Source organism: Bradyrhizobium sp. AS23.2, from assembly GCF_001908185.1.
Lineage (GTDB): Bacteria > Pseudomonadota > Alphaproteobacteria > Rhizobiales > Xanthobacteraceae > Bradyrhizobium.
In genome coordinates this window covers 1-22,949 of record NZ_LGHM01000165.1, presented here as the reverse complement: position 1 = coordinate 22,949, position 22,949 = coordinate 1, and the positions used below count along the sequence as shown (strand labels likewise).

19 protein-coding genes, 1 tRNA gene and 3 pseudogenes are annotated in these 22,949 nt (G+C 63.9%); 14 read left to right on the top strand and 9 right to left on the bottom strand.

The window, feature by feature from the left end:
• Positions 1-224 precede the first annotated feature (224 nt).
• Complete coding sequence (locus tag AC630_RS32225; protein ID WP_074122479.1) at positions 225-1,355, bottom strand: M20/M25/M40 family metallo-hydrolase; 1,131 nt, start codon at positions 1,353-1,355, stop codon at positions 225-227.
• A gap of 267 nt (positions 1,356-1,622) precedes the next feature.
• On the opposite strand from AC630_RS32225, the pseudogene AC630_RS32220 reads away from it, so the two are divergent.
• Positions 1,623-3,234: pseudogene (locus AC630_RS32220) on the top strand (ABC transporter substrate-binding protein).
• 247 nt (positions 3,235-3,481) lie between these two features.
• A complete protein-coding gene (locus tag AC630_RS32215) occupies positions 3,482-5,077 on the top strand; it encodes a glycosyltransferase family 39 protein (protein WP_083636468.1) in 1,596 nt (531 codons plus the stop codon).
• Between the two features lie 202 nt (positions 5,078-5,279).
• Here the strand turns inward: AC630_RS32215 and AC630_RS32210 are convergent, their stop codons facing one another.
• On the bottom strand, positions 5,280-6,482 hold the full coding sequence (locus tag AC630_RS32210; protein WP_245330579.1) for a multidrug effflux MFS transporter: 1,203 nt from the start codon (positions 6,480-6,482) through the stop codon (positions 5,280-5,282).
• Between the two features lie 191 nt (positions 6,483-6,673).
• Positions 6,674-7,255, bottom strand: coding sequence for a TetR/AcrR family transcriptional regulator (locus tag AC630_RS32205; protein WP_074122475.1), 582 nt, complete (start codon positions 7,253-7,255; stop codon positions 6,674-6,676).
• 87 nt (positions 7,256-7,342) lie between these two features.
• On the opposite strand from AC630_RS32205, the gene AC630_RS32200 reads away from it, so the two are divergent.
• Together AC630_RS32200 and AC630_RS32195 are read left to right on the top strand one after the other, a co-directional pair.
• A complete protein-coding gene (locus AC630_RS32200) occupies positions 7,343-8,122 on the top strand; it encodes a crotonase/enoyl-CoA hydratase family protein (protein WP_074122474.1) in 780 nt (259 codons plus the stop codon).
• 114 nt (positions 8,123-8,236) lie between these two features.
• Positions 8,237-9,655, top strand: a complete 1,419-nt coding sequence (locus AC630_RS32195) for a hypothetical protein (RefSeq protein WP_245330578.1) — start codon at positions 8,237-8,239, stop codon at positions 9,653-9,655.
• Between the two features lies 1 nt (position 9,656).
• On the opposite strand, the pseudogene AC630_RS43045 reads toward AC630_RS32195, so the two are convergent.
• A pseudogene (locus tag AC630_RS43045) lies at positions 9,657-9,860 on the bottom strand (IS5/IS1182 family transposase); the annotation flags it as partial.
• Between the two features lie 270 nt (positions 9,861-10,130).
• Between AC630_RS43045 and AC630_RS32190 the strand changes: the two are divergent.
• Both AC630_RS32190 and AC630_RS32185 read left to right on the top strand, forming a co-directional pair.
• Positions 10,131-11,648, top strand: a complete 1,518-nt coding sequence (locus tag AC630_RS32190) for a hypothetical protein (protein ID WP_074122473.1) — start codon at positions 10,131-10,133, stop codon at positions 11,646-11,648.
• The gene (locus AC630_RS32185; RefSeq protein ID WP_074122472.1) at positions 11,645-13,174 is read left to right on the top strand and encodes a glycosyltransferase family protein; all 1,530 of its coding nucleotides are present in this window, start codon (positions 11,645-11,647) and stop codon (positions 13,172-13,174) included. Before AC630_RS32190 ends, AC630_RS32185 begins: the two co-directional genes overlap by 4 nt.
• A 57-nt stretch (positions 13,175-13,231) precedes the next feature.
• On the opposite strand, the gene AC630_RS32180 is transcribed toward AC630_RS32185, so the two are convergent.
• Positions 13,232-13,320, bottom strand: a tRNA-Leu gene (locus AC630_RS32180).
• Between the two features lie 173 nt (positions 13,321-13,493).
• Here AC630_RS32180 and AC630_RS32175 point away from each other — a divergent pair.
• Positions 13,494-13,919: a PepSY-associated transmembrane domain-containing protein gene (locus AC630_RS32175; RefSeq protein WP_074122471.1), complete on the top strand. Its 426-nt coding sequence runs from the start codon at positions 13,494-13,496 to the stop codon at positions 13,917-13,919.
• 17 nt (positions 13,920-13,936) lie between these two features.
• Here AC630_RS32175 and AC630_RS32170 read toward each other — a convergent pair whose 3' ends face one another.
• Both AC630_RS32170 and AC630_RS32165 read right to left on the bottom strand, forming a co-directional pair.
• A complete protein-coding gene (locus AC630_RS32170) occupies positions 13,937-15,139 on the bottom strand; it encodes an FAD-dependent monooxygenase (protein ID WP_074122470.1) in 1,203 nt (400 codons plus the stop codon).
• 19 nt (positions 15,140-15,158) lie between these two features.
• Positions 15,159-15,404: a zinc-finger domain-containing protein gene (locus tag AC630_RS32165; RefSeq protein WP_063703045.1), complete on the bottom strand. Its 246-nt coding sequence runs from the start codon at positions 15,402-15,404 to the stop codon at positions 15,159-15,161.
• 306 nt (positions 15,405-15,710) lie between these two features.
• On the opposite strand from AC630_RS32165, the gene AC630_RS32160 reads away from it, so the two are divergent.
• Both AC630_RS32160 and AC630_RS32155 read left to right on the top strand, forming a co-directional pair.
• Positions 15,711-16,853, top strand: coding sequence for a hypothetical protein (locus tag AC630_RS32160; protein ID WP_074122469.1), 1,143 nt, complete (start codon positions 15,711-15,713; stop codon positions 16,851-16,853).
• A 113-nt stretch (positions 16,854-16,966) separates the two neighbouring features.
• Positions 16,967-17,722 carry an alpha/beta fold hydrolase gene (locus tag AC630_RS32155; RefSeq protein WP_074122468.1) on the top strand — a complete coding sequence of 252 codons (756 nt, stop codon included), beginning with the start codon at positions 16,967-16,969 and terminating at the stop codon, positions 17,720-17,722.
• Here the strand turns inward: AC630_RS32155 and AC630_RS32150 are convergent.
• Positions 17,708-19,084 carry a hypothetical protein gene (locus AC630_RS32150; protein WP_074122467.1) on the bottom strand — a complete coding sequence of 459 codons (1,377 nt, stop codon included), beginning with the start codon at positions 19,082-19,084 and terminating at the stop codon, positions 17,708-17,710. The genes AC630_RS32155 and AC630_RS32150 overlap by 15 nt on opposite strands.
• Before the next feature lie 275 nt (positions 19,085-19,359).
• Here AC630_RS32150 and cysE point away from each other — a divergent pair, with 275 nt between their 5' ends.
• Both cysE and AC630_RS32140 read left to right on the top strand, forming a co-directional pair.
• Positions 19,360-20,184 carry a serine O-acetyltransferase gene (gene cysE / locus AC630_RS32145; protein ID WP_074122466.1) on the top strand — a complete coding sequence of 275 codons (825 nt, stop codon included), beginning with the start codon at positions 19,360-19,362 and terminating at the stop codon, positions 20,182-20,184.
• A gap of 123 nt (positions 20,185-20,307) precedes the next feature.
• The gene (locus AC630_RS32140) at positions 20,308-20,526 is read left to right on the top strand and encodes a DUF3126 family protein (RefSeq protein ID WP_007602550.1); all 219 of its coding nucleotides are present in this window, start codon (positions 20,308-20,310) and stop codon (positions 20,524-20,526) included.
• Positions 20,527-20,664: 138 nt separating this feature from the next.
• Here AC630_RS32140 and AC630_RS32135 read toward each other — a convergent pair whose 3' ends face one another.
• Positions 20,665-21,372, bottom strand: a complete 708-nt coding sequence (locus tag AC630_RS32135; protein WP_074122465.1) for a hypothetical protein — start codon at positions 21,370-21,372, stop codon at positions 20,665-20,667.
• A gap of 223 nt (positions 21,373-21,595) precedes the next feature.
• On the opposite strand from AC630_RS32135, the gene AC630_RS32130 reads away from it, so the two are divergent.
• The 3 genes and pseudogenes from AC630_RS32130 to AC630_RS47350 all read left to right on the top strand — a co-directional run.
• Positions 21,596-21,925, top strand: a complete 330-nt coding sequence (locus AC630_RS32130; RefSeq protein ID WP_074122464.1) for a DUF6949 family protein — start codon at positions 21,596-21,598, stop codon at positions 21,923-21,925.
• 87 nt (positions 21,926-22,012) lie between these two features.
• Complete coding sequence (locus tag AC630_RS32125) at positions 22,013-22,543, top strand: gamma carbonic anhydrase family protein (protein WP_074122463.1); 531 nt, start codon at positions 22,013-22,015, stop codon at positions 22,541-22,543.
• A 26-nt stretch (positions 22,544-22,569) separates the two neighbouring features.
• Positions 22,570-22,764: pseudogene (locus tag AC630_RS47350) on the top strand (hypothetical protein); the annotation flags it as partial.
• Positions 22,765-22,949 lie beyond the last annotated feature (185 nt).

Below are 22,949 nucleotides of genomic sequence, written 5' to 3'. Positions count from 1 at the left end.
GTGGACAATCGGGCAGTACGATGCGGCTCAATTCCGAACAAGGTCAAATTTCAATCGCACCTGCTGAGGCATTGTGCAGTGCGAAGCTGTCGCAGTCATTCCGGGGCGCGCGTAGCGCGAACCCCGGTGCGCACTTGAGCACCTAAGAATCTCGAGATTCTCAGGTGCGCGAGTGCGCACCGTAGTTCGATGCTGTCGCATCGCCCCTGAATGACTCGGCCCTATTATTCCAGCGTCGCAAGCAGTCCGGCCATCAAGCGCCCGCGCTCGACCAGGCTGTCGACCTCGATGAACTCCTCGAGCGTGTGGGCGTTAGCGCCGCGCACTCCGAGGCCGTCGAGAGTCGGGATGCCCATCGCGCCGGTGAAGTTGCCATCGGAGCCGCCGCCGGAACTCGCATGCGGCAGTTCGGTGCCGAGCGACTTGGCGATGCTGCGCGCCTTTTCATACAGCGCCATCGTGCCCGCATCCGGCTCCCACACCGGACGGGTGACGCCGCGCGTTACCTTGAAGGTGACGTCATTGGCTGTGCCGGATAGCGCCAGCATCTTCTCGACACCACGATCGAGGTCGGCCTGACGCTTGGCCATGGAGAGCGCTTCGCCGGTCGCGGTCGTGGCCACGCAGTTGACCCATTGGCCGCCATGCACGACGCCGACCGAGAATGTGCAGTCCTCCGTCGTCATGGCGTCGATCGCGAGGATCTGCCGCGCCATCTCGCGGATCGCCGAGCGTCCCGCGGACAATGTCGCGCCGGCGTGGCTCGGCCGGCCCGTTGCCTCCAGATTGAAGCGCGCGATGGCGTAGCGTCCCGTGGTCACGCCGTTATCAGCACGACCCGGCTCGGGCACCAGCACGTATTTATTGCGCGCGGCTTCCGCCTCGATGATGTCGCGCGTCGAGGGGGTGCCGACCTCCTCGTCCGGCGTGAACAGCACGGTGATCGGCAAGGGCGTGGTGAAGGCGGCCCGCGCCAGCTGCCGGATTGCCTCCAGCGAGAGGTAGTTGCCGCCCTTCATGTCGTAGATTCCGGGGCCGTAGCACTTGTTGCCTTCCCGCCGCCATTTCAGCTTCTCGATGGTGCCAACGGGGTGGACGGTATCCATGTGTCCGGCGATCAGGATGCCCGGCTCGCCCTGCTTCGGATGCGGAAAGCGCGCGCGGATGACGCCGCCAAAGCCCTGCCGGCCGGCGATGCGTTCGATGGTCGCACCCATGATCGCCATATCCCGCGCTGCAATATCGAGCATGCGGTTCACCGCCCCTGCGTCCCAGGTCGGGCTCTCGCATTCGACCCAGTTGCGCAGACCCTGGAGCATGGCCTCGGAATCAAAAGGGAGATTGGCTGGATTCATCTGGGTTTCTCTCGGGCTTTGAAAGGTGGAACACGCATTGCATCCGCGAAGGCGGGTTAGCGGATAACGTTGTAGAGCTAAACCGATCTTTGTGGAGCCCGTGTGCACGCCGCGACGGGCTGCAACGAAACCGGATTGACGCGCTCAACACTGTCTGCAAGTCTCGAAAGATAAAGGCATTGCATAAGGTTGGTTCGCCTAAAGAACGAACCGGATGCTCAACCAATAACCTGCCTTTGAACAGTTTCACGTCAGGAGAAACTTTCTATGTTGAGCTTGATGCGCCGGGGGGCGTCGCGCGTTCGCCTCCAAACTTGCGCTGTCGGTCGTCGCGCTTTCGACGGCAATGGCCTCGCCGGTGTTTGCGGCTGGCAAGACCATCACGGCGGTGATGCATTCGGATCTGCGCATCATCGATCCGATCTTCACGACCGCCTACATCACGCGTGACCATGGCTACATGGTTTACGACACGCTGATCACGACGGACGCGAACTTCAAGATCCAGCCGCAGATGGCGGACTGGAAGATCTCCGACGACAAGCTCACCTATACTTTCACGCTGCGCGACGGCCTGAAATGGCATGACGGCACGCCGGTGACGGCGGAAGATTGCGTCGCCTCGTTGAAGCGCTGGGCTGCCGTCGACGGCATGGGCCAGAAGCTGTGGGACTTCACGGCGAGCCTCGAGGCGACCGATGCCAAGACCATCACGCTGAAGCTCAAGGAGCCCTACGGTCTCGTGCTCGACTCGATCGGCAAGCCATCCTCGCGCGTCGCTTTCATGATGCCGAAGCGTCTCGCCGAGACGCCGCCGGACAAGCAGATCCCCGAGCAGATCGGCTCCGGCCCGTTCAAGTTTGTGCAGGGTGAATTCCAGCCCGGCGTGAAGGCGGTCTACGTCAAGAACACCGACTATGTGCCGCGCAAGGAGCCGGCAAGCTGGACCGCCGGCGGCAAGGTGGTCAAGGTCGATCGCGTCGAGTGGATCACCATGCCGGACTCGCAGACCGCGGTGAACGCGCTGCAGTCGGGCGACATCGACTTCATGGAAGTGCCGCCGTGGGACCTGCTGCCGGTGCTCGAAGGCAATGCTGACCTCAAGGTCGAGACGCTGAACAAGTTCGGCTACCAGACCCTCGGTCGCATGAACTTCCTCTATCCGCCCTTCGACAATCCGAAGATCCGCCGAGCGGCCTTACTGGCGATGAACCAGAAGGACGTGCTCGACGCGCTCGTCGGCAATCCCAAGTACTACAAGATCTGCGGCGCGTTCTTCATCTGCGACACGCCGTTCGCCTCCGACGTCGGCTCCGAGACGCTGGTCAAGGGCAACGGCATGGCGGAAGCCAAGAAGGCGCTCGCCGAGTCCGGCTATGACGGCACGCCCGTCGTGGTCATGGTGCCCGGCGACGTCGTCACGCTGAAGGCGCAGCCGACGGTGGCCGTGCAGTTGCTCCGCGAAGCCGGCTTCAAGGTCGACGCTCAGGCGACCGACTGGCAGACGGTGGTGAGCCGTCGCGCCAGCCAGAAGCCCCCGAAGGAGGGCGGCTGGAACATGTTCTTCACCAACTGGGTCAGCGCCGACGTCTCCAACCCGATCGCCAATCTCTCGATCGGCGGCCAGGGCAAGAGGGGCGGCTGGTTCGGCTGGGCGGAAGATCCCAAGATCGAGAAGCTCAAGGAAGACTTCGCCCGCGCCACCTCGCTCGACGATCAGAAGAAGATCGCGACCGAGATCCAGAAAGAAGCCTATGACCAGGTGATCTACGTGCCGCTCGGCCAGTATCTGGCGCCGAGCGCGTGGCGGAAGTCGCTCACCGGCGTGCTCGACGGTCCGGCCACCCCGGTGTTCTGGAATATCGACAAGTCCGAGTAAGGCGAGGGCGCCTCTCGCGCCTTTCGTCGCGATCAACATGCGGCGCCGCTGTTACCAGCGGCGCCGCCGCCGTTTGTCAGTCTGGTGTAAGCTTGAGAAGGCCGTGGGCTTTTAACCCTTCCAGTTTCCAATTATTGCTATTTGTTTCTATCCTGAAATAGATGTGCATGGCTCGCACATCACTTTCCTTGCTCGATTTGATTCCCTCGATTTGATTCCCGTGCCGATCGATTTTGCATTCCAGGCGATGGCCGAGCGGTCCGATCGCGCGCCGGCGCGATGGCGCCGGCCCTTCCTGCGTTGGCTCGATGGTGTCGAGGCGGGCTGGGCCGTCCCACTTCTCATCGCCTGCTTCGTTGCGATCTGGACGCTTTATCTGGCCATCGCCTATGCCGGCGGCGGCCTGCACCCTGATACGCTCGAGGCTTGGGCGCTGGGGCAGCGTTTTGCCGGGGGTTATCACAAGCATCCGCCGCTGATGGGCTGGGTTACCGCCGTCTGGACGTCCGTCTTTCCGTTGACCGACTGGTCGCTGCAACTGATGGCGATGGTCAATGCGGGGCTTGCCCTGTTCTTCGTCGACCTGATCGCGCGGCAGTTCGTGACCGGGCACAAGCGTATCCTGGTGCTGCTACTGTTGATGCTGACGCCGGCCTATCAATTCCATGCTCAGCGCTTCAATGCCAATGCAGTGCTGCTCGCGACCTGGCCGCTGGCGACCTGGTGCTTTCTGCGCGCGTTCGAGACCCGTCGTGCATCCTGGGCGATTGCCGCTGGATGCACGGCGGCGCTGGCGATGGTCGGCAAGTACTATTCGATCTTCCTCGTGGCGAGCTTCGCGCTTGCCGCGCTCGCGCATCCGGCGCGGCGGGCCTATTTCACCTCCGCTTCGCCCTGGATATCAGCGGTCACCGGGCTCGCGGTGTTGTCGCCGTACATCTACTGGCTCGCGACAACGGGGGCCTCGACCTTCACCTATGCGATGGCGCACGCCCACGGCGACGCCGTGAGCTCGCTGGGTGATATCAGGAACTTCCTGCTGGGGCTCGTGGCGGCGATGAGCGTATCGGCCGTGAGCTGGGTGTTCATCGCCGGGACGCGCCTGAAACAGTTTGCGGCCGACTTCGCAGCAATGAGCTCGGGCCTGCGACTTCTCTTCTACGTTGGGATCGGCACGATCGTGCTGCCGGTCCTGACCTCGCTCGCGATGGGGGCGGATTTGCCGTCGCTGTGGGCGTTGCAGGGGCTGTTCCTGTTCGCCGTTCTCGCGGTCTGCGGCACGCGCTACCCGATCGAGCGCTTCTACACCGTCAACCTCACAGTGATCGCGGCCGGCGTCGCGCTCGCCGCCGTTCTTGTCGCCGCGCCGATCCACGCCGTTTATCGCAACGATTACGGCTACGAAGAGGGCCGGAATTTCTACGTGCAGGCGGCAGGCGAATTGACTCGCGAGTGGCACGAACTGACCGGCGAGCAGCTAAGCGCCGTGAGTGGCGACGACTCGCTGGCCTTCGCGACGGCGTTCTACAGTCCCGACCATCCGAATTACGCGCGGCCGTTCGAGTATCAGTACACCTGGGGCTTGCCGCGCAAGATCACGCTGGACCGCGGTTGGGCCGCACTTTGTTTCCGCGGCCAGGACTATTGCAGCCGGTGGATGGAATGGGTGTCCGGGCGCGCCGGACACTTCGTCACGCGTGAGTTCACCGTGCAGGCAACGCTGTGGGGCCGGCCGGGTCTCACGCGGGACGTGATTGTGCTGATGGTGCCGCCGCGCGGGCAGGACGCGGCGCCAGGGAGTGCTGCGGATGATTTCAGTGCCAGCCGGCGTATGCGGGACTAGGCTTTGCGCTTAGCAGTGGCTGTCGCGTACCCGCTCGAGGCCTTCGCTCGCGAAAGGCGCGGTGAACGCGGGCCGGTCGGTGTTCGACGTTGAACGTTCCGTCGCCTGCGGTTCCGAGGTGTGCTGATCTTCGCGGTGGTCAGATTCCATTGAGTGCCTCTCGAATTGCTGCAGTACAACATCTAGGTGGCCGGAAAGTTCCTCACGAGATGGGACGATGATGCGGCTTGAACAGCCGTCCCTTTTCCACCACCAGCACGATCGCAAGCGCGGCCAGCGTCGACAGGAAAAAGCCGACCGAGAACGGCAGCAGCGTGCCGTCGAAGCTCTGGCCGATCGCCATGCCGACCACGATGCCGATCAGCGTCGTGATAGAGCCGTAGAGCGAGGAGGCGGTGCCGGCGATATGGCCCTGCGGTTCCATGGCAAGCGCGGTGAAGTTGGCGACCATCATGCCGAACGAGAACATCATCAGCGCGGAGAGCGCCATGAACAAGGCGAGCGGCAGAATGCCGAGGATTTCCGTCAGCAACATCACGCCCGCCACCGCGGCGTAGAGCGTCAGCGCCCCGTGCGAGATCACGCGCATGCCGAGGCGTCCGACCAGCCTGGCGTTGAGGAAGCCGGCGATAGCGGTGCCGGCCGCGATCGCGGCGAAGGCGATCGGGAAATAATGGCCGAGATGATAGATGCCGGTGAACAACTGTTGGGCGCAGAACACATAGGCAAACAGGGCGCCTATGACGCAGCCGGCGGCCGTCGCATAGCCGATGGTCTGGCGGTTGGTCACGGTCTGCCGGAAGGCCGAGAGCACGTCGGCGGGCGCAAGCGACCTGCGTTCGGTATCGGGAAGGGTCTCCGGCAGCCGCAGCACGCACCATGCGAGCGCGAGCAGTCCGTAAAGCATCAGTACGACGAAGATGCCGCGCCATTGCGTCACCAGCAGCACCGCCTGCCCGAACGAGGGCGCGATCACGGGTACGGCGATGAACACCATCATGGCGAGCGACATCACGCCCGCCATCCGGCGGCCGACATAGCAGTCGCGCACGATCGAAGTCGCGATGACGCGCGTCGCCGAAGTGCCGAGCCCCTGGAGCGCGCGCGCCAGCAGCAGCGTCTCGAACGAGGGCGCCGCGACCGCCAGCGCGCTCGCCACCGCATAGACGGCCATGCCGCCGAGCAGCACCGGGCGACGGCCGAAGCGGTCCGACAACGGGCCCATGACGAACTGGCCCGCGCCGAAGCCGATCAGGAAGGTCGAGAGCACCAGCTGAAGATGGTTGGCGACAGGGATATCGAAGGCCGCCCCGATATTGGGCAGCGCCGGCAGCATCATGTCCATCGCAAGCGGATTCAGCGCCATGATGGACGCGATCACGATGACGAATTCGGGGAAACCCATGGGCCGGTGTCCCGAGGACACCCAGCTGTCGGCATTCACGTCGGACAAGAAAGCTCACCTCTGAAATTCAGAGGCTTTTTATCTTCTATGTTGCAGCGCACAACCCATGTTTCGGGATGGCTGTCAGGCAGGGCGGGGGCGGACAAGAATTGATGAGGCAGCCGTCCCCCTGGGACGGCGAGTGGCGTCCGTCAACCGGCGCGACGGGCCTGCTCGACCAGGCCGAGCGCCAATTTTCCCGCGGTGTCGACATAGTCGAGATCGCGATGGATCAGCATCACGGTCGTTGCGCCGTCGAGCAGGATCACGAGCTGGCGTGCGAGCGCGGATGCATCGGGAATGCCGTGGCCGCGCAATTCCGTTTCGAGCCATGCTTCGAAACGCTTCTTGTGCGCCGCGCCGGCCTTGACCGCTGGATGTGCCGGTGTGTTTGCGAGCTCGGCGATCGTGCGCAGGAATCCGCAGCCTCGCCACCGTGGCGTATCCACCGACCGTCCCAGTTTTGTGAAGAGGCCGCGGACCTTGTCGGCCACAGTGCCCTCGGTTTCCGCGAACCAGCGCATGTAGAGCTCGAGCGTCGGCTGATCCCTGGCCGCGATGGTCGCGGCGACGAGCTCGTCCTTGCTGGTGAAGTGGTAGTAAAGCGTCTTCTTGGTGACGCCCGCCTTCTCGGCGACCGCATCCATGCTCACCGCCCGGATGCCCTCACCATAGAAGAGACGCGTCGCCGCGACGACGATCTGCTCGCGTGTGTTGTCGCCATTCCTGGACATCGATCCAATGTATACCGCCTAGTGAGTATACACGACAAGACCGCTGTGCTGACTTCCCCGCCTGTTCGATCTGGAAGGAGACTGCACTTGTCCAATCTCGTACTCTCGGAAACGCGCGATGATGTCGCGCTGCTCACGCTCAATCGCCCGGACAAGCTCAACGCCCTGAGCTACGCCCTGATCGACCGCCTGATGGCGATCCTCGACCGCATCGAGGATGATGCGAATATTCGTGCCGTCATCCTGACCGGGGCAGGCGATCGAGCCTTCTCGGCCGGCGCCGACATCGCCGAGTTCTCGGAGAGCGTGAAGGCCGGGCCGGATGTCGCGGTGAAGGACTTCGTGCGGCGCGGGCAGGCAATGACGGCGCGCATGGAAGCGTTTCCGAAGCCGATCATCGCTGCGGTCAACGGCATCGCTTTCGGCGGTGGTTGCGAGATCACGGAAGCCGTGCATCTCGCCGTCGCGAGCGAGCGGGCGAGTTTTGCCAAGCCGGAGATTGCGATTGGCATCACGCCGACCTTTGGCGGCACGCAGCGCCTGCCGCGGCTCGCAGGCCGGAAGCGGGCGCTGGAATACCTCCTGACCGGAGATTCCTTTTCACCACAGCGAGCTCACGAGATGGGATTGGTCAACCGCGTCGTGCCGCACGCACAGCTTTTGGACGCCGCCTTCGCGCTGGCCGATCGCATCACGCGGCATTCGCGCCTGGCGGTTGCCCGGGTCATCACGGCGGCCACGCGGGGCCTCAACGTCTCGATCTCGGAAGGCCTCGCCATCGAGAGCGAGCAGTTCGCGCGTATGGCGGCGACACGGGACACGCGCGAAGCACTCGACGCGTGGCTCGCCGCCCGCTCGTCGCGATAGGCGCCGCCTGGCTGTTTGGGCGGCCAGGATGGCGAGCGACCAGTTTTGCTGCCGTCCGGGCCGCGAGGCGACAACCAGGTATTCACCATAAGATCGGGGACGGGAATCGGGGAGATGAATCCGCAACTCATCCTGTCCATTGTGGCCTGTCGAGGCGCCGCGCACGGCGCCGAGGGAACCCGGCAAGACAGGTATTTCGCGGTGTCCGACGTGACCGGTACAGCACGATGGTTGGGACCCTCGGTCGACATGACCGCGAGGCGAAACATCTGGCTTGCCTGCCTCATCGCGCTGACCGCACTGCTGGTGCTCGGCAATCTCGCCAATGATGCCACGCTCGACATCAATTATGGCTGGGACGCTCGCGTCAATTGCGCGGCGGTCGACGCCCATGTCGACGGGCTCGATCCCTATTTCGTCAAGAATCTGAAGGGCACCAGGTTTTCCTATCCCTATCTGCCAGTGACGCTGGACGTCTTCCGCCCGTTATGCGCGGGTGGCTTTCTCGTCGACCATTACAGAGTCGTCTATCTTGTCCTCGCCGTACTCTGCGGCCTGCTGCTTCCCGGTCTCGGCCGAACGCGAGCGAGTTCGCGCGATGTGGGGCTCAGGGTGCTCTGTGCCCTCGGCGCATTCGTCGGCTTCGAATGGGTCTTGGCGTCGGGGAATTTCGCGATGCTGAGCGGCGTGCTGACCGCGATCGCGCTGAAGCTCCTGCTTCGCCCACCTGCATCCGGTGTATGGGAGGATCGGAGCTTTTCCTTTCGCCTCGCCGGTGCTGCGCTGCTCGGCCTCGTGACCTCGTTCAAGCTGGTGTTCTGTCCCGTACTGGCCGCGCTCTATTTCTTGCCGCTGCCGCGCGGGCGCAAGCTCACGTTGATCGCGGTGGCGACGTTCGGCTTCGCATTGCCGATCCTGATATCGAGGATGTTGTACTCCGATCTGTTCTCGACCTGGCTACTTGCCATATCGGGCCGGATCCCGAACCAGCACTCCGTCGATCTCGTGGAAATCAATCCGTCGCTGCTGCTGCTGGCGGACAGCCTGATGGATCACGTCGGGTTCGGCGACAGCAAGCCGGCCATGTTCGCGACCTACGCGCTCGGCGCGTCCGCGCTCGTGCTCGTGCCGTTCGCCCTGTCCGTCCTGCGCGCGGTCGGGAGCGCACCGGAGCGGGGAGTGGGATCGCTTCTGACGCGACTGGATCGCTGGCTGATGGATCATCCCTGCGCGGCCACGCGCGTCACGGTGCTAGCGATGTTTGCGCTCTATCTCAGCTCGCCGCGGCTCAAGGAATATGCCTTCTTCGAGCTCGCGCTCTATGCCGCGATTCTCATCGTCGATCTTCCAGCCTTGGCACTCGCCGCCGTTCTTATCGTCGGCCTCCTCCTTCCTGCGCTGATCGCGATTACGGGACATACATTCGAGGGCGGCTTTAGCCTCCTCATTATCGCGCTGACATGCTTCTGGATCGTGCTGCTCGATTTTCGCGCCGAGCCGAGACGCCTCGAGCTGGAAGGCCTGCATCCATGACGCGTGTCGCCTTTTTCGAGGTGGCGCTTTGGGGTGAGAGACAGCATTCGACGAGATGGCGTTGGGCATAGAGATGCTCGTCGAGCGGATATTTGAGCGCACGTCGGCGATGGCTTTGACGTAAATGATCGGGGTCATAGGCCGTATCGGCCATGTCGATCTCGGCGGGTAATCCCTCGATCAATGCGGCGGCTTGCGGTGCATCATCAGCACTCACTGCCGATCTCCAACAAACATTGGGCGACAGTTTTTCAAGTGTAAACAAAAGCTTGTGGGCGTTCGAACACCTCCGTCCCAGCCTTGCCGGCCCGGTTAAGCTGCATTAGGGCCGGTCTCCTCCGGCCAAACCCCACCGATTGCATCGTCCGAATTTACTCCACTTTAGATAACTTGCCCCTAAGTCAGCGACAAAGCTCGCATCCGGCGATCACCGGGCGCGCAGAGCCGTCAGGCTCGCTTTGTCGTGAGGGAAGCGATGGATCAGCACCAGGTCTGGCACGAGCCGACATTCGACAAGGTTGCGAACGCGATCAGCCCGTTCTTCCTCAGATCGGCAATCTATCTGTTCCTGATCTCGTTCATTGGCCTGTTCTACGTTTTGAACGCGCCGGTTCTGCTTGGTCACTACGACCTGGGTTGGCACCTCGCCGCCGGCGATCTCATCCGTGAACGAAACAGTATCCCTCTCCATGACCCCTGGTCATTCACCCACGGCGACAAGCCATGGTTCAATCTGTCCTGGCTCTGGGACGCGCTCGCCAGTGCAACGTTTCAATATGCGGGCTTTGGCGGCCTCGTCCTGTTTGCGGTGGTATGTGGCGCGGCGATCGTCGGCACCCTCACGTCCATCTGTCTCGGCTTCGGCGCGTCGCCGATAGCGGTTTGCATCTCCGTCTTCCTGGCGTGCCTGCTCTATCCCGCTTACGAAGCGGCGCCGAACATGTATCTCGCGGTGTCGCCGAACACATGCACAATGTTGTTCTGCGTCGTCTTCTACCGTGAATGCCTGAGGCGAACGCGGTGGTTCGTGCTTCCTCTACTGATGGTGCTTTGGGCCAATCTGCACGGCGGCTTCCTGCTCGGGTTTTTCGTGATCGGTGTGTTCTTCGGCACAGCCTTGCTCCGAGGCGCCTGGGCCGATCTCAGGATCTATGCGCTTGCCGGAATCGGATGTCTCGCTGCTACATTCGTCAATCCGCTCGGCTGGAACATCTACACCGGTGCAGCCGCGACGATGGGGCACTTCGTCCAGGGCAATATTGGCGAGTGGCTGTCCTACTACCACAACATGGAGATGCCGGGCAGTCTTCCCGGCATTCTGTACATGCTCGCCTTCGTCGCGCTCGAGCTGCGCTTTCGAAACTCGAAGCCGATCCCGCTCGAACCACGCTTGATGTCCTGGCTGTTCCTGATCCTGGGGCTCTATCAGTTCAGGTACATCGCGTTCTTCTTCATATTCTCGACCGGACCGTTGGCGCTTCACATCGACCGGTTGCTGCCTGCGCGGTTCACCAATCGCGATGTTCGTGGACCGCTGCTCGCCGCCGGCATCGTCGGTCTGTGCACCCTGCCGATGGGTTACCTGCGCGTTGCGCCTGATCTCGCGCTTCCGGAGATGCTGTCGAGCGAAGACGCCGGCTATCTGCAAAAGCATTTTGCCGGCGCGCGGGTCCTGAACAACTGGAATGTCGGCGGATACCTGATTTTCCGCACTCACGGCACGGTCCCCCTGTTCGTCGACGGCCGCGCCGCGACGTCTTATCCAGACGATCTGCTGCGCGATTATTTCACGCTGGTAAGCTGGGAGGTCGACGAGGCGGCGTGGGACACGGTGCTCGACAAGTACCGGATCGACGCCGTGCTGTGGGTCAAGGCGCACGACCAGCTGCGGCACTTTCTCGTCGAGCAGCGCGGCTGGCGCGAGCAGTACACCGGCGCTTACGAGACTGTTTACGTCAGGCCCGATTTTGCCGGCGAAGCCAAAAAACCATGACAGCCAGCGCCGCAGTTCTGTCCGCCGCCGTCACTGCCCCAGCCGTCAAGGCCAAGAGCTTTGCGGCGCGGTACGGCATCCTCTGTGCAGTGCTGTTGCTGGCTGCGGCCGTGCGCCTGCCGCTCGCCTTCTGGCCGAACATCAACCATGCCGACGAGATCTATCAGTATCTGGAGCCTGCCTGGCGCCTGCTCGGCCATGAGGGCGTCGTCACCTGGGAATGGCGCGACGGCATCCGGAGCTGGTTTTTGCCGACCCTGTTCGCGGGGCCGGTCGCGCTGGGAGACTGGCTTGCGCCGGGCGGGTGGGGTGCCTTCGTCGTGCCGCGCCTGTTAGTCGGACTTGCCTCGCTGTCGATCGTGGTGACGGCCTGGCATTTCGGCGCACGAATCTCGCGGGCGCACGCCATCGTCACAGCGCTGGCTGCCGCTGTCTGGTTCGAGCTGGTCTATTTCGCGCCTCACACGCTGAGCGAACCGCTGGCGACGGCCATCATCTTGCCAGCAGCATTGCTGCTGACGGGGGAACTCTCGCGAAACCGCCTTTTCATCGGCGGCGCACTGCTCGCGCTCGCCTTTGTCTGGCGCTTTCAATATGCGCCGGCCTGTGCGGTGTTCGTGCTCGGCGCGTGCTTGAGGGATTTGCGAAACGCGCTTCCGCTGATTGGCGGAGGATGCGTCGCTCTGGCGATCGCGGCTGGCATCGACGTCGCGCACGGCTCGACGCCGTTCGCGTGGCTCGTCCAAAACATTCAGCAGAATCTCTTGCATGACCGCGCATCGGAATTCGGTGTCGCGCCGGCGTTCGCCTACGTCCATCTGACTTCAATTCTGTGGTCGGGCGCGACGCTGCTTATGTTTCTGGCGCTCTGGCGTGGCTGGCGGCATGTCCCTCTGCTGATCGTCGCGGCAATCGTGAATGTCGCGTTTCACAGCATGATCGTGCACAAGGAATACCGCTTCATCTTCCTGTCGATCGTGTTGCTGATCATCGCTGCGGGACTTGGCTCCGGCGATTGGGTCCAGATGATGCGCCGGCAACGCGCCTGGCGCGTCTCGGCGCTTCCTGTTGTTTGCGCGGGCTGGGTGCTGCTGTCGCTCGGATTGTCAGGCGCAACCTACATCATGCGCGACAATTGGATGCGGGGCACGGGCGAGGCCCGGTTGGCGGCGGAACTCGACGCCGATCCGGACCTCTGCGGCCTGGCCCTGTACGGCATGCACGACCCCTTCTTACCCGGGCGCGGGCAACTTGCCGTCGGCCGTCCCGTCTATTCCTTTTATCCGGCCGACCCTCTGGCCAAGGGGCAGCTGCCGGCTCTGGTGAAACAGCACGAACGCGGCTTCAACCGCATCATCGGCCCTTTAAGCCTGGCGAGCGAATTGCCGGCCAATTTTTCGCGACGAACCTGTGCACTGACGAGCCATGAAATGACGGCCTGTGTCTTCGTGCGACACGGCGCTTGCGATCTGGCTGCGGCCAGCCCCTTTGGAATCAACGCCGTACTCGTGCGCCTCAATTACTAGCCGTGGGCGCAGGCCTGCGTCTTGGAGCCCGTTGCAGCGAGTCCGTGTCAGATCTCGTGGTGCGGGCAGCCGGGGTCGAACCGGCACAGCGCTTGCGCACCGAGGGATTTTAAGTCCCTTGCGTCTACCAATTCCGCCATGCCCGCTTGATCCAACGAGATCAAACACTTAAGTCCCTGTCCGGCTGTCTGGGCTGGGGGCCTCGCGGGCCGGATGGACGGTTCTTCCTTAAGTGAGCCGGCCGCATAAGGCAAAGCCTCAATCCGGACATCTGTTGTTGCTTTAGGCATTCTCAATCCACGGGGACTATTCATCCGGCATGGCTGCTTCGCTTTCCCATCGCCTGCGCGTCTTTGGCGCGCTGCTCGCGCCGTTTGCGGCTGGAGTCGCGCTGTCCGGCTGCGCCGGCATGAGCGAAACGATCGCTCCAGCCTTCGCCGATCCCGGCAAATACGAACTGTACGACTGCAAGCAGCTCGAGGCCGAGCGCAAGGCGCTCACCGCCCGCACTGCGGATTTGCAGAGGCTGATGGACAAGGCGGAGACCGGGGCAGGGGGCGCTGTCGTGGCCGAGCTCGCCTATCGCAATGACTACATCGCGGTGCGCGGGCAGTCGCAGCTCGTCGACGACGCCTGGCGCCGCAACAGGTGTCGGGAAACGCCGACGGAGACGGCACCGCCTGCCGCGCCGCCGTCTGCGGCCGCCGCCAAGCCTGCTCCAAAATCCGGTCGCACGGTGCGCTGAAAGCTAAGCGCTTCGCATCAGGGCCGCCAGCCGTAGATCCAGTCCTGCCGCGCCAGCATGCGTTCCGGGCCGAGCGCGCGGATCGCAAGATCGCGCGCGATCGCGAGCGGCCCGCTGAAATGATAGATGCGGCCCTGCTGCCGCGCGGTCCGCTGCACCCGCCGCACGCGCGCCTGGCGTGTGCGGCCATATTGCTTCAGCGCGGCAGTGATGCCCGCGGTGCTCTCGGCGGCTTCGCTGCTCAATTGCCGCGCGAGCACGGCGGCATCCTCGATTGCCATGCCGGCGCCTTGCGCGGCGAACGGCAGCATCGCATGCACGGCGTCGCCGAGCAGCCCGACTGAGCCCTTGCTCCAGGGGCAGCCGTCGGGCACGCCGAACAGCGCCCATTTGCGCCAGGTATCGACCGCGGCGAGCATCATCCGTGCCGGCGGTGGCCAGCGCGGCGCGGCGAAGGCGTCCATCACCTCGAGGGGATCGCCGGGCGTGCTCCAGCCCGGCCTGTTCCAGGTGCCTGGCAGCACCGCGACGACGTTGATCTGGCGTCCGCCCGCGATCGGATAGGCAACGAGATGAGCGTTCGGGCCCATCCAGAGCTGCACACGGCGCGCGGTGTAGTCCTTCGGCAGCTGCGTGGCATCGAGCGTGCCGCGCCAGGCGATCAGTCCGGAGAAGCGTGGCTGCACCTCGGGAAACAGATGCTGGCGTACTGTCGACCAGATACCGTCGGCGCCGATCAGTGCGCTTGCCAGATCGCTGCGGCGTATCGTGCCGCTGCGATGGACGACCGTCAGTCCCTTGGCGTGAGGTGCGACGTCTTCGAAGGTCGCGCCGAGCTTCAGGTCGATGTCGGGATGGTCGGAGACTGCGCCGGCAAGCGCGAATTGCAGGTCGGCGCGGTGCACCACCCAGTAGGGGGCGCCGGCGCGCGCCGACGCCGCTTCACCGAGCGGCATGCGCAGGAGCTCGCCGCCGGCCCGCGCGCTCATGATCGAGACCGCCTCCGGGGTCACGGCGCGCAGCTTGAGGCGTTCGGTGAGGCCGAGCTCGACCAGCACGCGGCTGGCATTGGGGGAGAGTTGCAGGCCGGCGCCGACTTCCTCGAGGCGCTCGGCCTTTTCCAGCACGACAACGCGGAAGCCGCGGGCCGCGAGCGCAAGCGCGGCCGTCAGTCCACCGATTCCGGCACCAGCGATGACAATCGTTCGGGAGAGCGCCACCCCTGACCGATGGGAACGGTCAGGCGACCTTGTCCTTCAGGACGCATTCCGGCGGACGGGCTTCGCCCGCCTTCAGGTCGGCGGCGAGGCGGTACAGCGTCGAGCAGTAAGGGCAGATAATCTCGTTGTCGTTGCCGAGGTCGAGGAAGACGTGCGGATGATCGAACGGAGGGTTGGCGCCCACGCACATGAACTCTTGCGAGCCGATCTCGATGACGGGAACACCGGCATCGTTATGGAAGTGCGGGACGACATGGTCGGACATCGTAGTTCATCCTGGAGTGGCAATGGCAGCAGACACAATCAGCTTGATCTGCTGCGTCTTTTAGCGCCGCGGACCATACTGGGGCGTGCAGATGATTGCTAGTCCAGCGGAACCGAAAGGTTCGCAACTGCCCCATGCTCATTTGCTCATGCAAATTCGACACAATCTTGTCGCCTCAGAGAAGCCCTTCTTTCGTCGGGGACGTTGTGTCGCAATTTTGGCATACTATTTCTGTGGACGAGCAGAATTGCGACGAAAGACGAACTATCCGGCGCACATGACCTCAGGACCGCCCAGACTTTCCGCATGAAGTGGCTGCGAATCAGCATGGCGTTGACCGGTATTGCGGCATGCAGCTTCATGCTCGTGCAGGTAGCACCGCATGCGCGCGAGGCCGGCGCGATTTTCGCTGCCCAGGACGATCCGGCCGTGCTCTCCGAGCTCAGACTCGACGCGCTTCTGCGGCAGAACGACCGCCTGGTTCAGGACAACATCGAGGCCGCGCTCGCCGCGGGCGACGCCGATCTCGCCGACAGCTTCGTCGCGCTGGCGCGTGAGCGCAACATCGCGCTGCCCGACGACCTCCTCAATCGCGTGAGCGATGCGGCCAAAGCCGAAAATTCCACCTCGCATTTCGCAAAGCGGTTCGCCACCGGTCTCGTCACTGGCAACGCCGACGATGTCGCGAGCCTGTCCGGCACGGTGGCCGGCGATCTCTTCGTGATCGGCGACATCAGGGATGTCGTGCGTGAGGGCAAGCACCTCGCCACGGGCGAGGATACCGACCGCCTGGTGCTCGGTCTTGCGGCAGCTGGTCTTGCGGTGACCGCGGCAACTTACGTCTCCGTCGGTGGCGCGGCGCCCGTGCGCGCCGGGCTTACGCTGGTGAAGGATGCGCGTAAGGTTGGGCGGCTCGGCGAAGGGCTTGCGGCATGGGCCGGCCGGTCGGCGCGCGAGGTCGTCGATACCCCGATGCTTCAGAACGCGGTCGCCTCCGGCTCGGTGCTGCGTCCGGGCGAGACCGTGAGTGCGATCAGGGCCGCGTTCCGCGCCGAGAAGGCTGGCGCGCTGGTCCGGCTCGGCAAGGACGTCACGCGCGTTGCCGAAAAGACCGGCATGCGCGGCGCCATGGATAGCTTACGCATCGCCGAAGGCCCGAAGGATGTCGCACGCGCGGCGCGCCTTGCGGAAGCGCAGGGCGGCAAGACGCGTGCGATCATGAAACTGCTCGGTCGCGGCGCGCTGCTGCTTGTCGGCGGCGCGTTTGATCTGGCGCTCTGGCTGTTCGGCGCGGCATTGACGCTGTTCGGGCTTCTGTCCTCGATCAAGGCGACGACCGAGCGCCTCACCCAGGCGTGGTGCGATCGCAGACGGGCGCGTCGGCTCCGCCGGGCGCAGATCGCAGCCGAAGCCGCTCTGGCGGATGCGGCCATCAAGGTTATTGTTTGAGAATGATCTCCGCGCAAACGCGGTTCCGCGTTTGTCGCGAGAAAAACCGCTGCACACTTTTCCGGATCATGCTCTAAGATCAACCTCTCCCCTCAAGATTGCGGAACTATGTGATGCCGAGCTTCCACAACGGCGCCGTTGAAATTGCCTACCTGGACGAAGGTGAGGGCGATCCGATCATCCTGGTTCACGGCTTTGCATCCAGCAAGAACGTGAACTGGGTCTATCCGACCTGGGTCTCGGAACTGCGCAAGAACGGCCGCCGCGTGATTGCGCTCGACAATCGCGGCCATGGCGAAAGTGCGAAGCTTTACGAGCCCGCGCAGTATTCGATCCCGACCATGGCCGGCGACGTGCTCGCGCTGATGGACCATCTCGCCATCCCGCAGGCCGACATCATGGGCTATTCGATGGGGGGACGGATGACGGCGTGGCTGGGGCTCAACGAGCCGCAGCGCCTGCGTTCGGCAATCCTCGGCGGCATCGGCATCGGCGGCCTGATCGAGGGCACCGGACCGGGTGAGAACGTCGCGAAGGCGCTGGAAGCGCCCTCGCTCGACGACGTCACCGATCCCGTCGGCCGCACCTTTCGCGCGTTCGCGGATCAGACCCGCTCGGATCACCGCGCGCTCGCCGCCTGCCTGCGCGGCACACGCGATCTCATGACGAGGGAGGAGGCCGCGCGCATCGACGTGCCCGTGCTGATTGCGGTCGGTACCGCTGATGATGTTGCAGGCTCCGCCAGCGCGCTCGGCGCGATCATTCCCGGTTCGGAAGTGCTCGATATCCCCAACCGCGACCACATGCGCGCGGTCGGCGACAAGGTTTACAAGACCGGCGTACTCGATTTCCTGTCACGCCGCGGCTGAGATCTCGTCCACCGGCTGGTCGTCGCCAAAACGACGCACCAGCGCCATCAGCACCACGAAGGTCGCGACCCACACCATCCGCGCGCCATAGCGATCGTGCGGGCCCGAGATCACGCTGCAGATGAAGGCGTTGCCGAGCAGCGCCAGCGTGACGGTTGCAGCCAGCAGCGTCAGGTCGTCGAGCCGGCGGTTTGCGAGCGAATGCGCGAGCAGGCCGACCAGCGCCAGCATCGAGGCCAGCGCGACGGGAACATGCAGCCAGTTGACGTGGTCGAAATTGACGTCCCACTGCTGCTGCCGTGCCGCACGCATCGGCGCAACTTGCGCGGGGATGTAACGCTCGATGATCCCGTAGGTGTGCGGGATCCAGCCATTGGTGCCTTCGCCGGTCGCCACATGCAGCAATTGCTGGCCCATCGCCCGCAATGCCGCGCTGGCCTGCCACGCCGGATAGTCGGCGAGCGAATGCACGACGATGTAGCCCATCTCGTCGTTCATGCCTTCGAAGCGGCCGAGCGTGTTGAACATGCTCTTGCCCCACAGGAACTCGTCGGCGGTCGCCGGCAGTTCGTCGCGATAGGGACAGAGCTTGAAGCGTTGGCGCGGGCAGTGATCGGCAAGATAGCGCGCGACGATGCCGTCCTGCATCATGCGACCGAAGGCGACACCGTAGCCGCCGGGCGTCCAGGCCCATTTGCCCGACAGCGCATGGTTCGCCGATACCAGCATCAGGCCGCCCGCAACGATGGTGAGGCTCGCCTGCGTCAGTCCGGCAATCGGGAGACGGCGCCCGAGCAACGGTCGCGCCATCCAGCCGGCGGCGCAGAGGCCGAGCAGCACGCCGAGCGTGGCGCTGTGCGTCGCCGCGGCAAAAGCGGTGAAGACGAACAGTGAGATTTTTTCGAGCGCCGACGTCCGGCTTCCGCCGACAATCAGGAGGAATAGCGACAGCACCGACAGTCCTGCAAAGATGTCGGTGAGCAGCATGCTCGCAAGCCAGGGCAGCGCGGTTGACAGGATCAGGAGCAGGCTGATCGCGACGAAGCGGAAGGTCTGCATCAGGCCGAGCACGCGCAAGGTGAGCTGCAACAGCCACAGCGTCGCCAGCGACTGGACCGCAAGATTGATCCAGAAGCCAAACCCCTCGCCATAGTGCAGATAGAGGCCGAACACGGTGGAGCGGCTCGGGACGAGATAGCTCTCGTACCAGCGCGCCAAATAGCCGCCGGTATCCCATTGCAACAGCGGATAGCCATTCCAGAACGCCGGCGCGATCAGCAGGAGGGGCAGTGCCACCGCCGCCAGCCGCAGCCAAAACGAGCCCGCGGCGCGCGCGCGCAAATGATCGGTGGTGATGGTCAAAACTGCCCCGTCGTCTTTCGGACCATGCCCGCAATAGCCGCTGAGACGAAATTCACCAATAGTTTGACGCCGCCCGGCTTGAATTTGGCAAAACTCTGACCACCTTGAGCCGACCTTGCCGCCTGGGGGCGCCGGAGAAATTGTTGTGATTCAACGCGTTGGTATGCTTTGGCGAGGCAGGGCAGTGTTCGCTCTCAGGCAAGCCCGTCGGGACTTTGTCGCCTAGACTGTGATATAGAGCCAGCCAAACGAGCCAATTCGAAAGAGCAGATCCCATGGCAGTGCATCAGGTCAATCCGGGAGGAAAGCTCGCATCCCTCGATCCGATCTGGGACCGGATCCGGAGCGAGGCGGAGGACATCGTCCATCGCGAGCCGGAGCTTGCGACCTTCATCTATTCGACGGTGCTGCATCACAGCCGCCTGGAAGATTCGGTGATCCATCGTCTCGCCGACCGGCTCGATCATTCCGCGCTGTCGGGCGATCTGGTGCGCCAGACCTATGACGAGGCGTTGCGCGACGATCCCGATCTCGGCAACGCCTTCCGCGCCGATCTCGTCGCCGTATATGATCGCGATCCCGCGACCTCGCGCTTCATCGATCCCTTGCTCTACTTCAAGGGCTTTCACGCGATCCAGACCCACCGCCTGGCACACTGGCTCTATCTGAAGGGCCGCAAGGATTTTGCGTATTATCTCCAGAGCCGCGCTTCCGCGGTATTCCAGACCGACATCAATCCAGCCGCGCGCATCGGCCGCGGCATCTTCCTCGATCACGCCACCGGTTTCGTCTGCGGTGAAACCGCGGTGATCGAGGACGACGTCTCGATCCTGCACGGTGTCACGCTCGGTGGCACCGGCAAGGAGAACGAGGACCGTCATCCGAAGATTCGTCATGGCGTCCTGATCGGCGCCGGCGCAAAGATCCTCGGCAACATCGAGATCGGTCATTGCGCGCGCATCGCTGCGGGCTCGGTCGTGGTCAAGTCGGTGCCGCACAACGTCACGGTCGCGGGCGTGCCCGCCAAGATCGTCGGCGAAGCCGGCTGCGCCGAGCCGTCGCGCACCATGGATCAGATGATCAACGCGTTGGGGCTTTGAGCTCGAAAAAGGGCCGGATTCTCCGGCCCTGTTCGTCCCCAAATTCTTTGGCAATTCATGCTGGCGGTTCGTCGCGTCTCGTCCTAAAACCCGGCCAACCCAGATTTCGATTGGAGACTTGCCGTGGACGTCAAGGAAGTAAGGAAGCTCGACGCGTATCTGAAGCGCGTATTCGGCAATCCCAAGATCCGCGTCGTGCCGCGGCCGAAGAAAGATGACTCCGCCGAAGTCTATATCGGCGAGGAGTTCATCGGCGTGCTCTTCGTCGACGACGAGGACGATGATCGCTCGTTCCAGTTCCAGATGGCGATCCTCGAGGACGATCTCGTCGATCAGGAATAGTTGCTGCCACGCCGTCATTGCGAGGAGCGTAGCGACGAAGCAATCCAGGCTATCTCTGCGCAGCGATTCCGGACTGCTTCGCGGAGCCTGTCATCGGGCCGCGCTACGCGCGGACCCGGTGGCTCGCAATGACGAGTATCAACCTCGCGGTCCGCGCAGTTGCGCCGTCAGCCTGTCCATCGCGTCCGCCGCATCGCGCCACTGTGACAGCCAGCTCCGCGGAAAGCGGAAGGTGAGATCGGCGCCGCCGATGCGGCGTTCGGAGAGGCACATGCCTGGAGTGGCCGCATCGCGCGTGCAGCGCGCGGTCAGCGCGGGGCTTGCAGCAGAATAGAGATCCTCGCTGCCATAGGGCGTGTCGCTGCGGAACATCCGCATCGTCAACCCGTCCACCGGATTGGTTGCGGCCTGGTCGAGATAGCGCGGATAGATCGTGCTGACCCGCTGCTCCGGCGCCAGCGCATCGTGATGGGCCGATATCGACAGGAAGATGCGATCGATCGGCTGCATCGCCTCTTCGACGGTGTCGGCGGTGACGTGCTTCGGCGCGCCCGGCGGTTCCAGCGAGGGATACAGGAAGTCGAGGTCGATGCGCTCCTGCGGCCCGGAGTGGCGCTGGATCTTCATTCGGATCGCAGTCGTCGGAACGTTGAACAGCGTACCGCCGACGCTCACCGGCAGCTTGTTCGGAGCATTCGCGCCGCCGGCACCCCAGGTCGGCCACAGCAGATAGGCGACGAGCGCGATCGCGCATGCCGCGGCAGCGCCGCCGAGCACGATCGGGACGACATGTGCCCGGGGGCGCGTCCTGGAGGGCCGGGGAGAGGTTGCCGAAAACACCGTCATGAGTTGCGCGAGCAGAGCCTAGAAGTCGGCCGGTGGCCGACGAATCAGCGGCGAATATGCCATGCGGCGGTGATTTCGCGGAGCGTTCCCCGCGGCGGGAGAGGGAGAGGGCCCTGCGCGAGCGGGCTGGCGCTGTTAACCTTCCCTTAAGGATAATGTAGCGTTAAGCGGCACTTTTTGTCACAGGAGGGCTCCGGCGTTGCGTAAGGGCGGACCGTTTCCGATGACACCTGAAGCTCTCAATACCTTCTTCTCGATCTGCATCGGTTTCGCGCTCGCGGGCGCGCTCGTGAGCGGGTACCAAACGGTCGCGCAGCGGCCCGCCGGCTTCGGCTTGTTGCAGGATGGTGTGGCGCCGAAGACCTTCGCGGCGGTGCCGTTCCTGGTGTTCGCGGCGCCCTTCATCATCATGCGCAACACGCTGCGCGGCATGCGGCTGGAAAGCCGCCGCTTCGAATTCGTGATGATGGCGACCGTCATCGCCGGCTTCTGGAGCATGATGAGCGGCACCTTCTTCCTGATGACGCTGCGCGCGGCCGGCGTCCTGGTCTGACGCTTTGCAGGGCTGCCCGGTGCGGCGGCCCTTTGCCTCCGCGCCGCCGTTTCGCTATGGCTGGGGTCGACGCGACAGGAGACCTCCATGGCGATCTACGAGCTCGACGGGCAGGCGCCCGACCTTCCCGCCGACGGCAACTATTTCATCGCGGAAACCGCGACCGTGATCGGCCGCGTGCGCCTGAAGCCGGGTGCGAGCGTCTGGTTCGGCGCGGTGCTGCGCGGCGACAATGAGTGGATCGAGATCGGCGAGGGCGCCAACGTGCAGGACGGCTCGACCTGCCACACCGATCTCGGCTTTCCCATGATGATTGGCAAGAACTGCACCGTCGGCCACAACGTCATCCTGCACGGCTGCACGATCGAGGAGGGCGCGCTCGTCGGCATGGGCTCGATCGTGATGAACGGCGCGAAGATCGGCCGCAACAGCATCGTTGGTGCGGGCTCTGTCATTACCGAGGGCAAGGAATTTCCCGAACGCTCGCTGATCATAGGTTCGCCCGCGCGAGTGATCCGCACGCTCGATGACGCCCAGGTGCGGAAGATGGGGAGTGCGGCGAGATTCTATGTCGCCAACGGTCCGCGCTTCAAGAAGGGCCTGAAGCGGATCGGCTAGCTGCCTTCGGACTCGCGGGCTTCTAAAGCGAGCGCGGCGTTGCCAATTCACCCGCACCGCCGCCCGGCACCAACAGCCTCGGCACGGCGCAATCGTCGGGAGCCAATGCCGCGCCCGGAGTCACCACCGGTACCGGCACAGGCGGGTCCGCCGATGCGGCCGTCAGCGCCGAGAACAGGCTGCTCGACAAGAAGATGAAGACCATCTGCCGCGGCTGCTGAGGCTCGCGCGGAAGTGAGACAGTGAGGCTGTCAGAAATCCTTATGTGACGTTAGCTTGGTCCTGCTTTGAGTGTGGAGCGTGTCCACACGGAGGATCGAGTGATGTTACGGAAGATGATGATGGCGCTTGCCGTCGCGGCGGTCGGGCTCTCGACGCCGCAGGCGGCACAGGCGGGGGGCGGTGG

Coding starts and splice junctions, on each gene's coding strand:
- AC630_RS32225 (WP_074122479.1), bottom strand. CDS start 1,355: ATGAATCCAGCCAATCTCCCTTTTGATTCCGAGGCCATGCTCCAGGGT.
- AC630_RS32215 (WP_083636468.1), top strand. CDS start 3,482: ATGGCCGAGCGGTCCGATCGCGCGCCGGCGCGATGGCGCCGGCCCTTC.
- AC630_RS32210 (WP_245330579.1), bottom strand. CDS start 6,482: ATGGGTTTCCCCGAATTCGTCATCGTGATCGCGTCCATCATGGCGCTG.
- AC630_RS32205 (WP_074122475.1), bottom strand. CDS start 7,255: ATGTCCAGGAATGGCGACAACACACGCGAGCAGATCGTCGTCGCGGCG.
- AC630_RS32195 (WP_245330578.1), top strand. CDS start 8,237: ATGAATCCGCAACTCATCCTGTCCATTGTGGCCTGTCGAGGCGCCGCG.
- AC630_RS32190 (WP_074122473.1), top strand. CDS start 10,131: ATGGATCAGCACCAGGTCTGGCACGAGCCGACATTCGACAAGGTTGCG.
- AC630_RS32185 (WP_074122472.1), top strand. CDS start 11,645: ATGACAGCCAGCGCCGCAGTTCTGTCCGCCGCCGTCACTGCCCCAGCC.
- AC630_RS32175 (WP_074122471.1), top strand. CDS start 13,494: ATGGCTGCTTCGCTTTCCCATCGCCTGCGCGTCTTTGGCGCGCTGCTC.
- AC630_RS32165 (WP_063703045.1), bottom strand. CDS start 15,404: ATGTCCGACCATGTCGTCCCGCACTTCCATAACGATGCCGGTGTTCCC.
- AC630_RS32160 (WP_074122469.1), top strand. CDS start 15,711: ATGAAGTGGCTGCGAATCAGCATGGCGTTGACCGGTATTGCGGCATGC.
- AC630_RS32155 (WP_074122468.1), top strand. CDS start 16,967: ATGCCGAGCTTCCACAACGGCGCCGTTGAAATTGCCTACCTGGACGAA.
- cysE (WP_074122466.1), top strand. CDS start 19,360: ATGGCAGTGCATCAGGTCAATCCGGGAGGAAAGCTCGCATCCCTCGAT.
- AC630_RS32135 (WP_074122465.1), bottom strand. CDS start 21,372: ATGACGGTGTTTTCGGCAACCTCTCCCCGGCCCTCCAGGACGCGCCCC.
- AC630_RS32130 (WP_074122464.1), top strand. CDS start 21,596: ATGACACCTGAAGCTCTCAATACCTTCTTCTCGATCTGCATCGGTTTC.
- AC630_RS32125 (WP_074122463.1), top strand. CDS start 22,013: ATGGCGATCTACGAGCTCGACGGGCAGGCGCCCGACCTTCCCGCCGAC.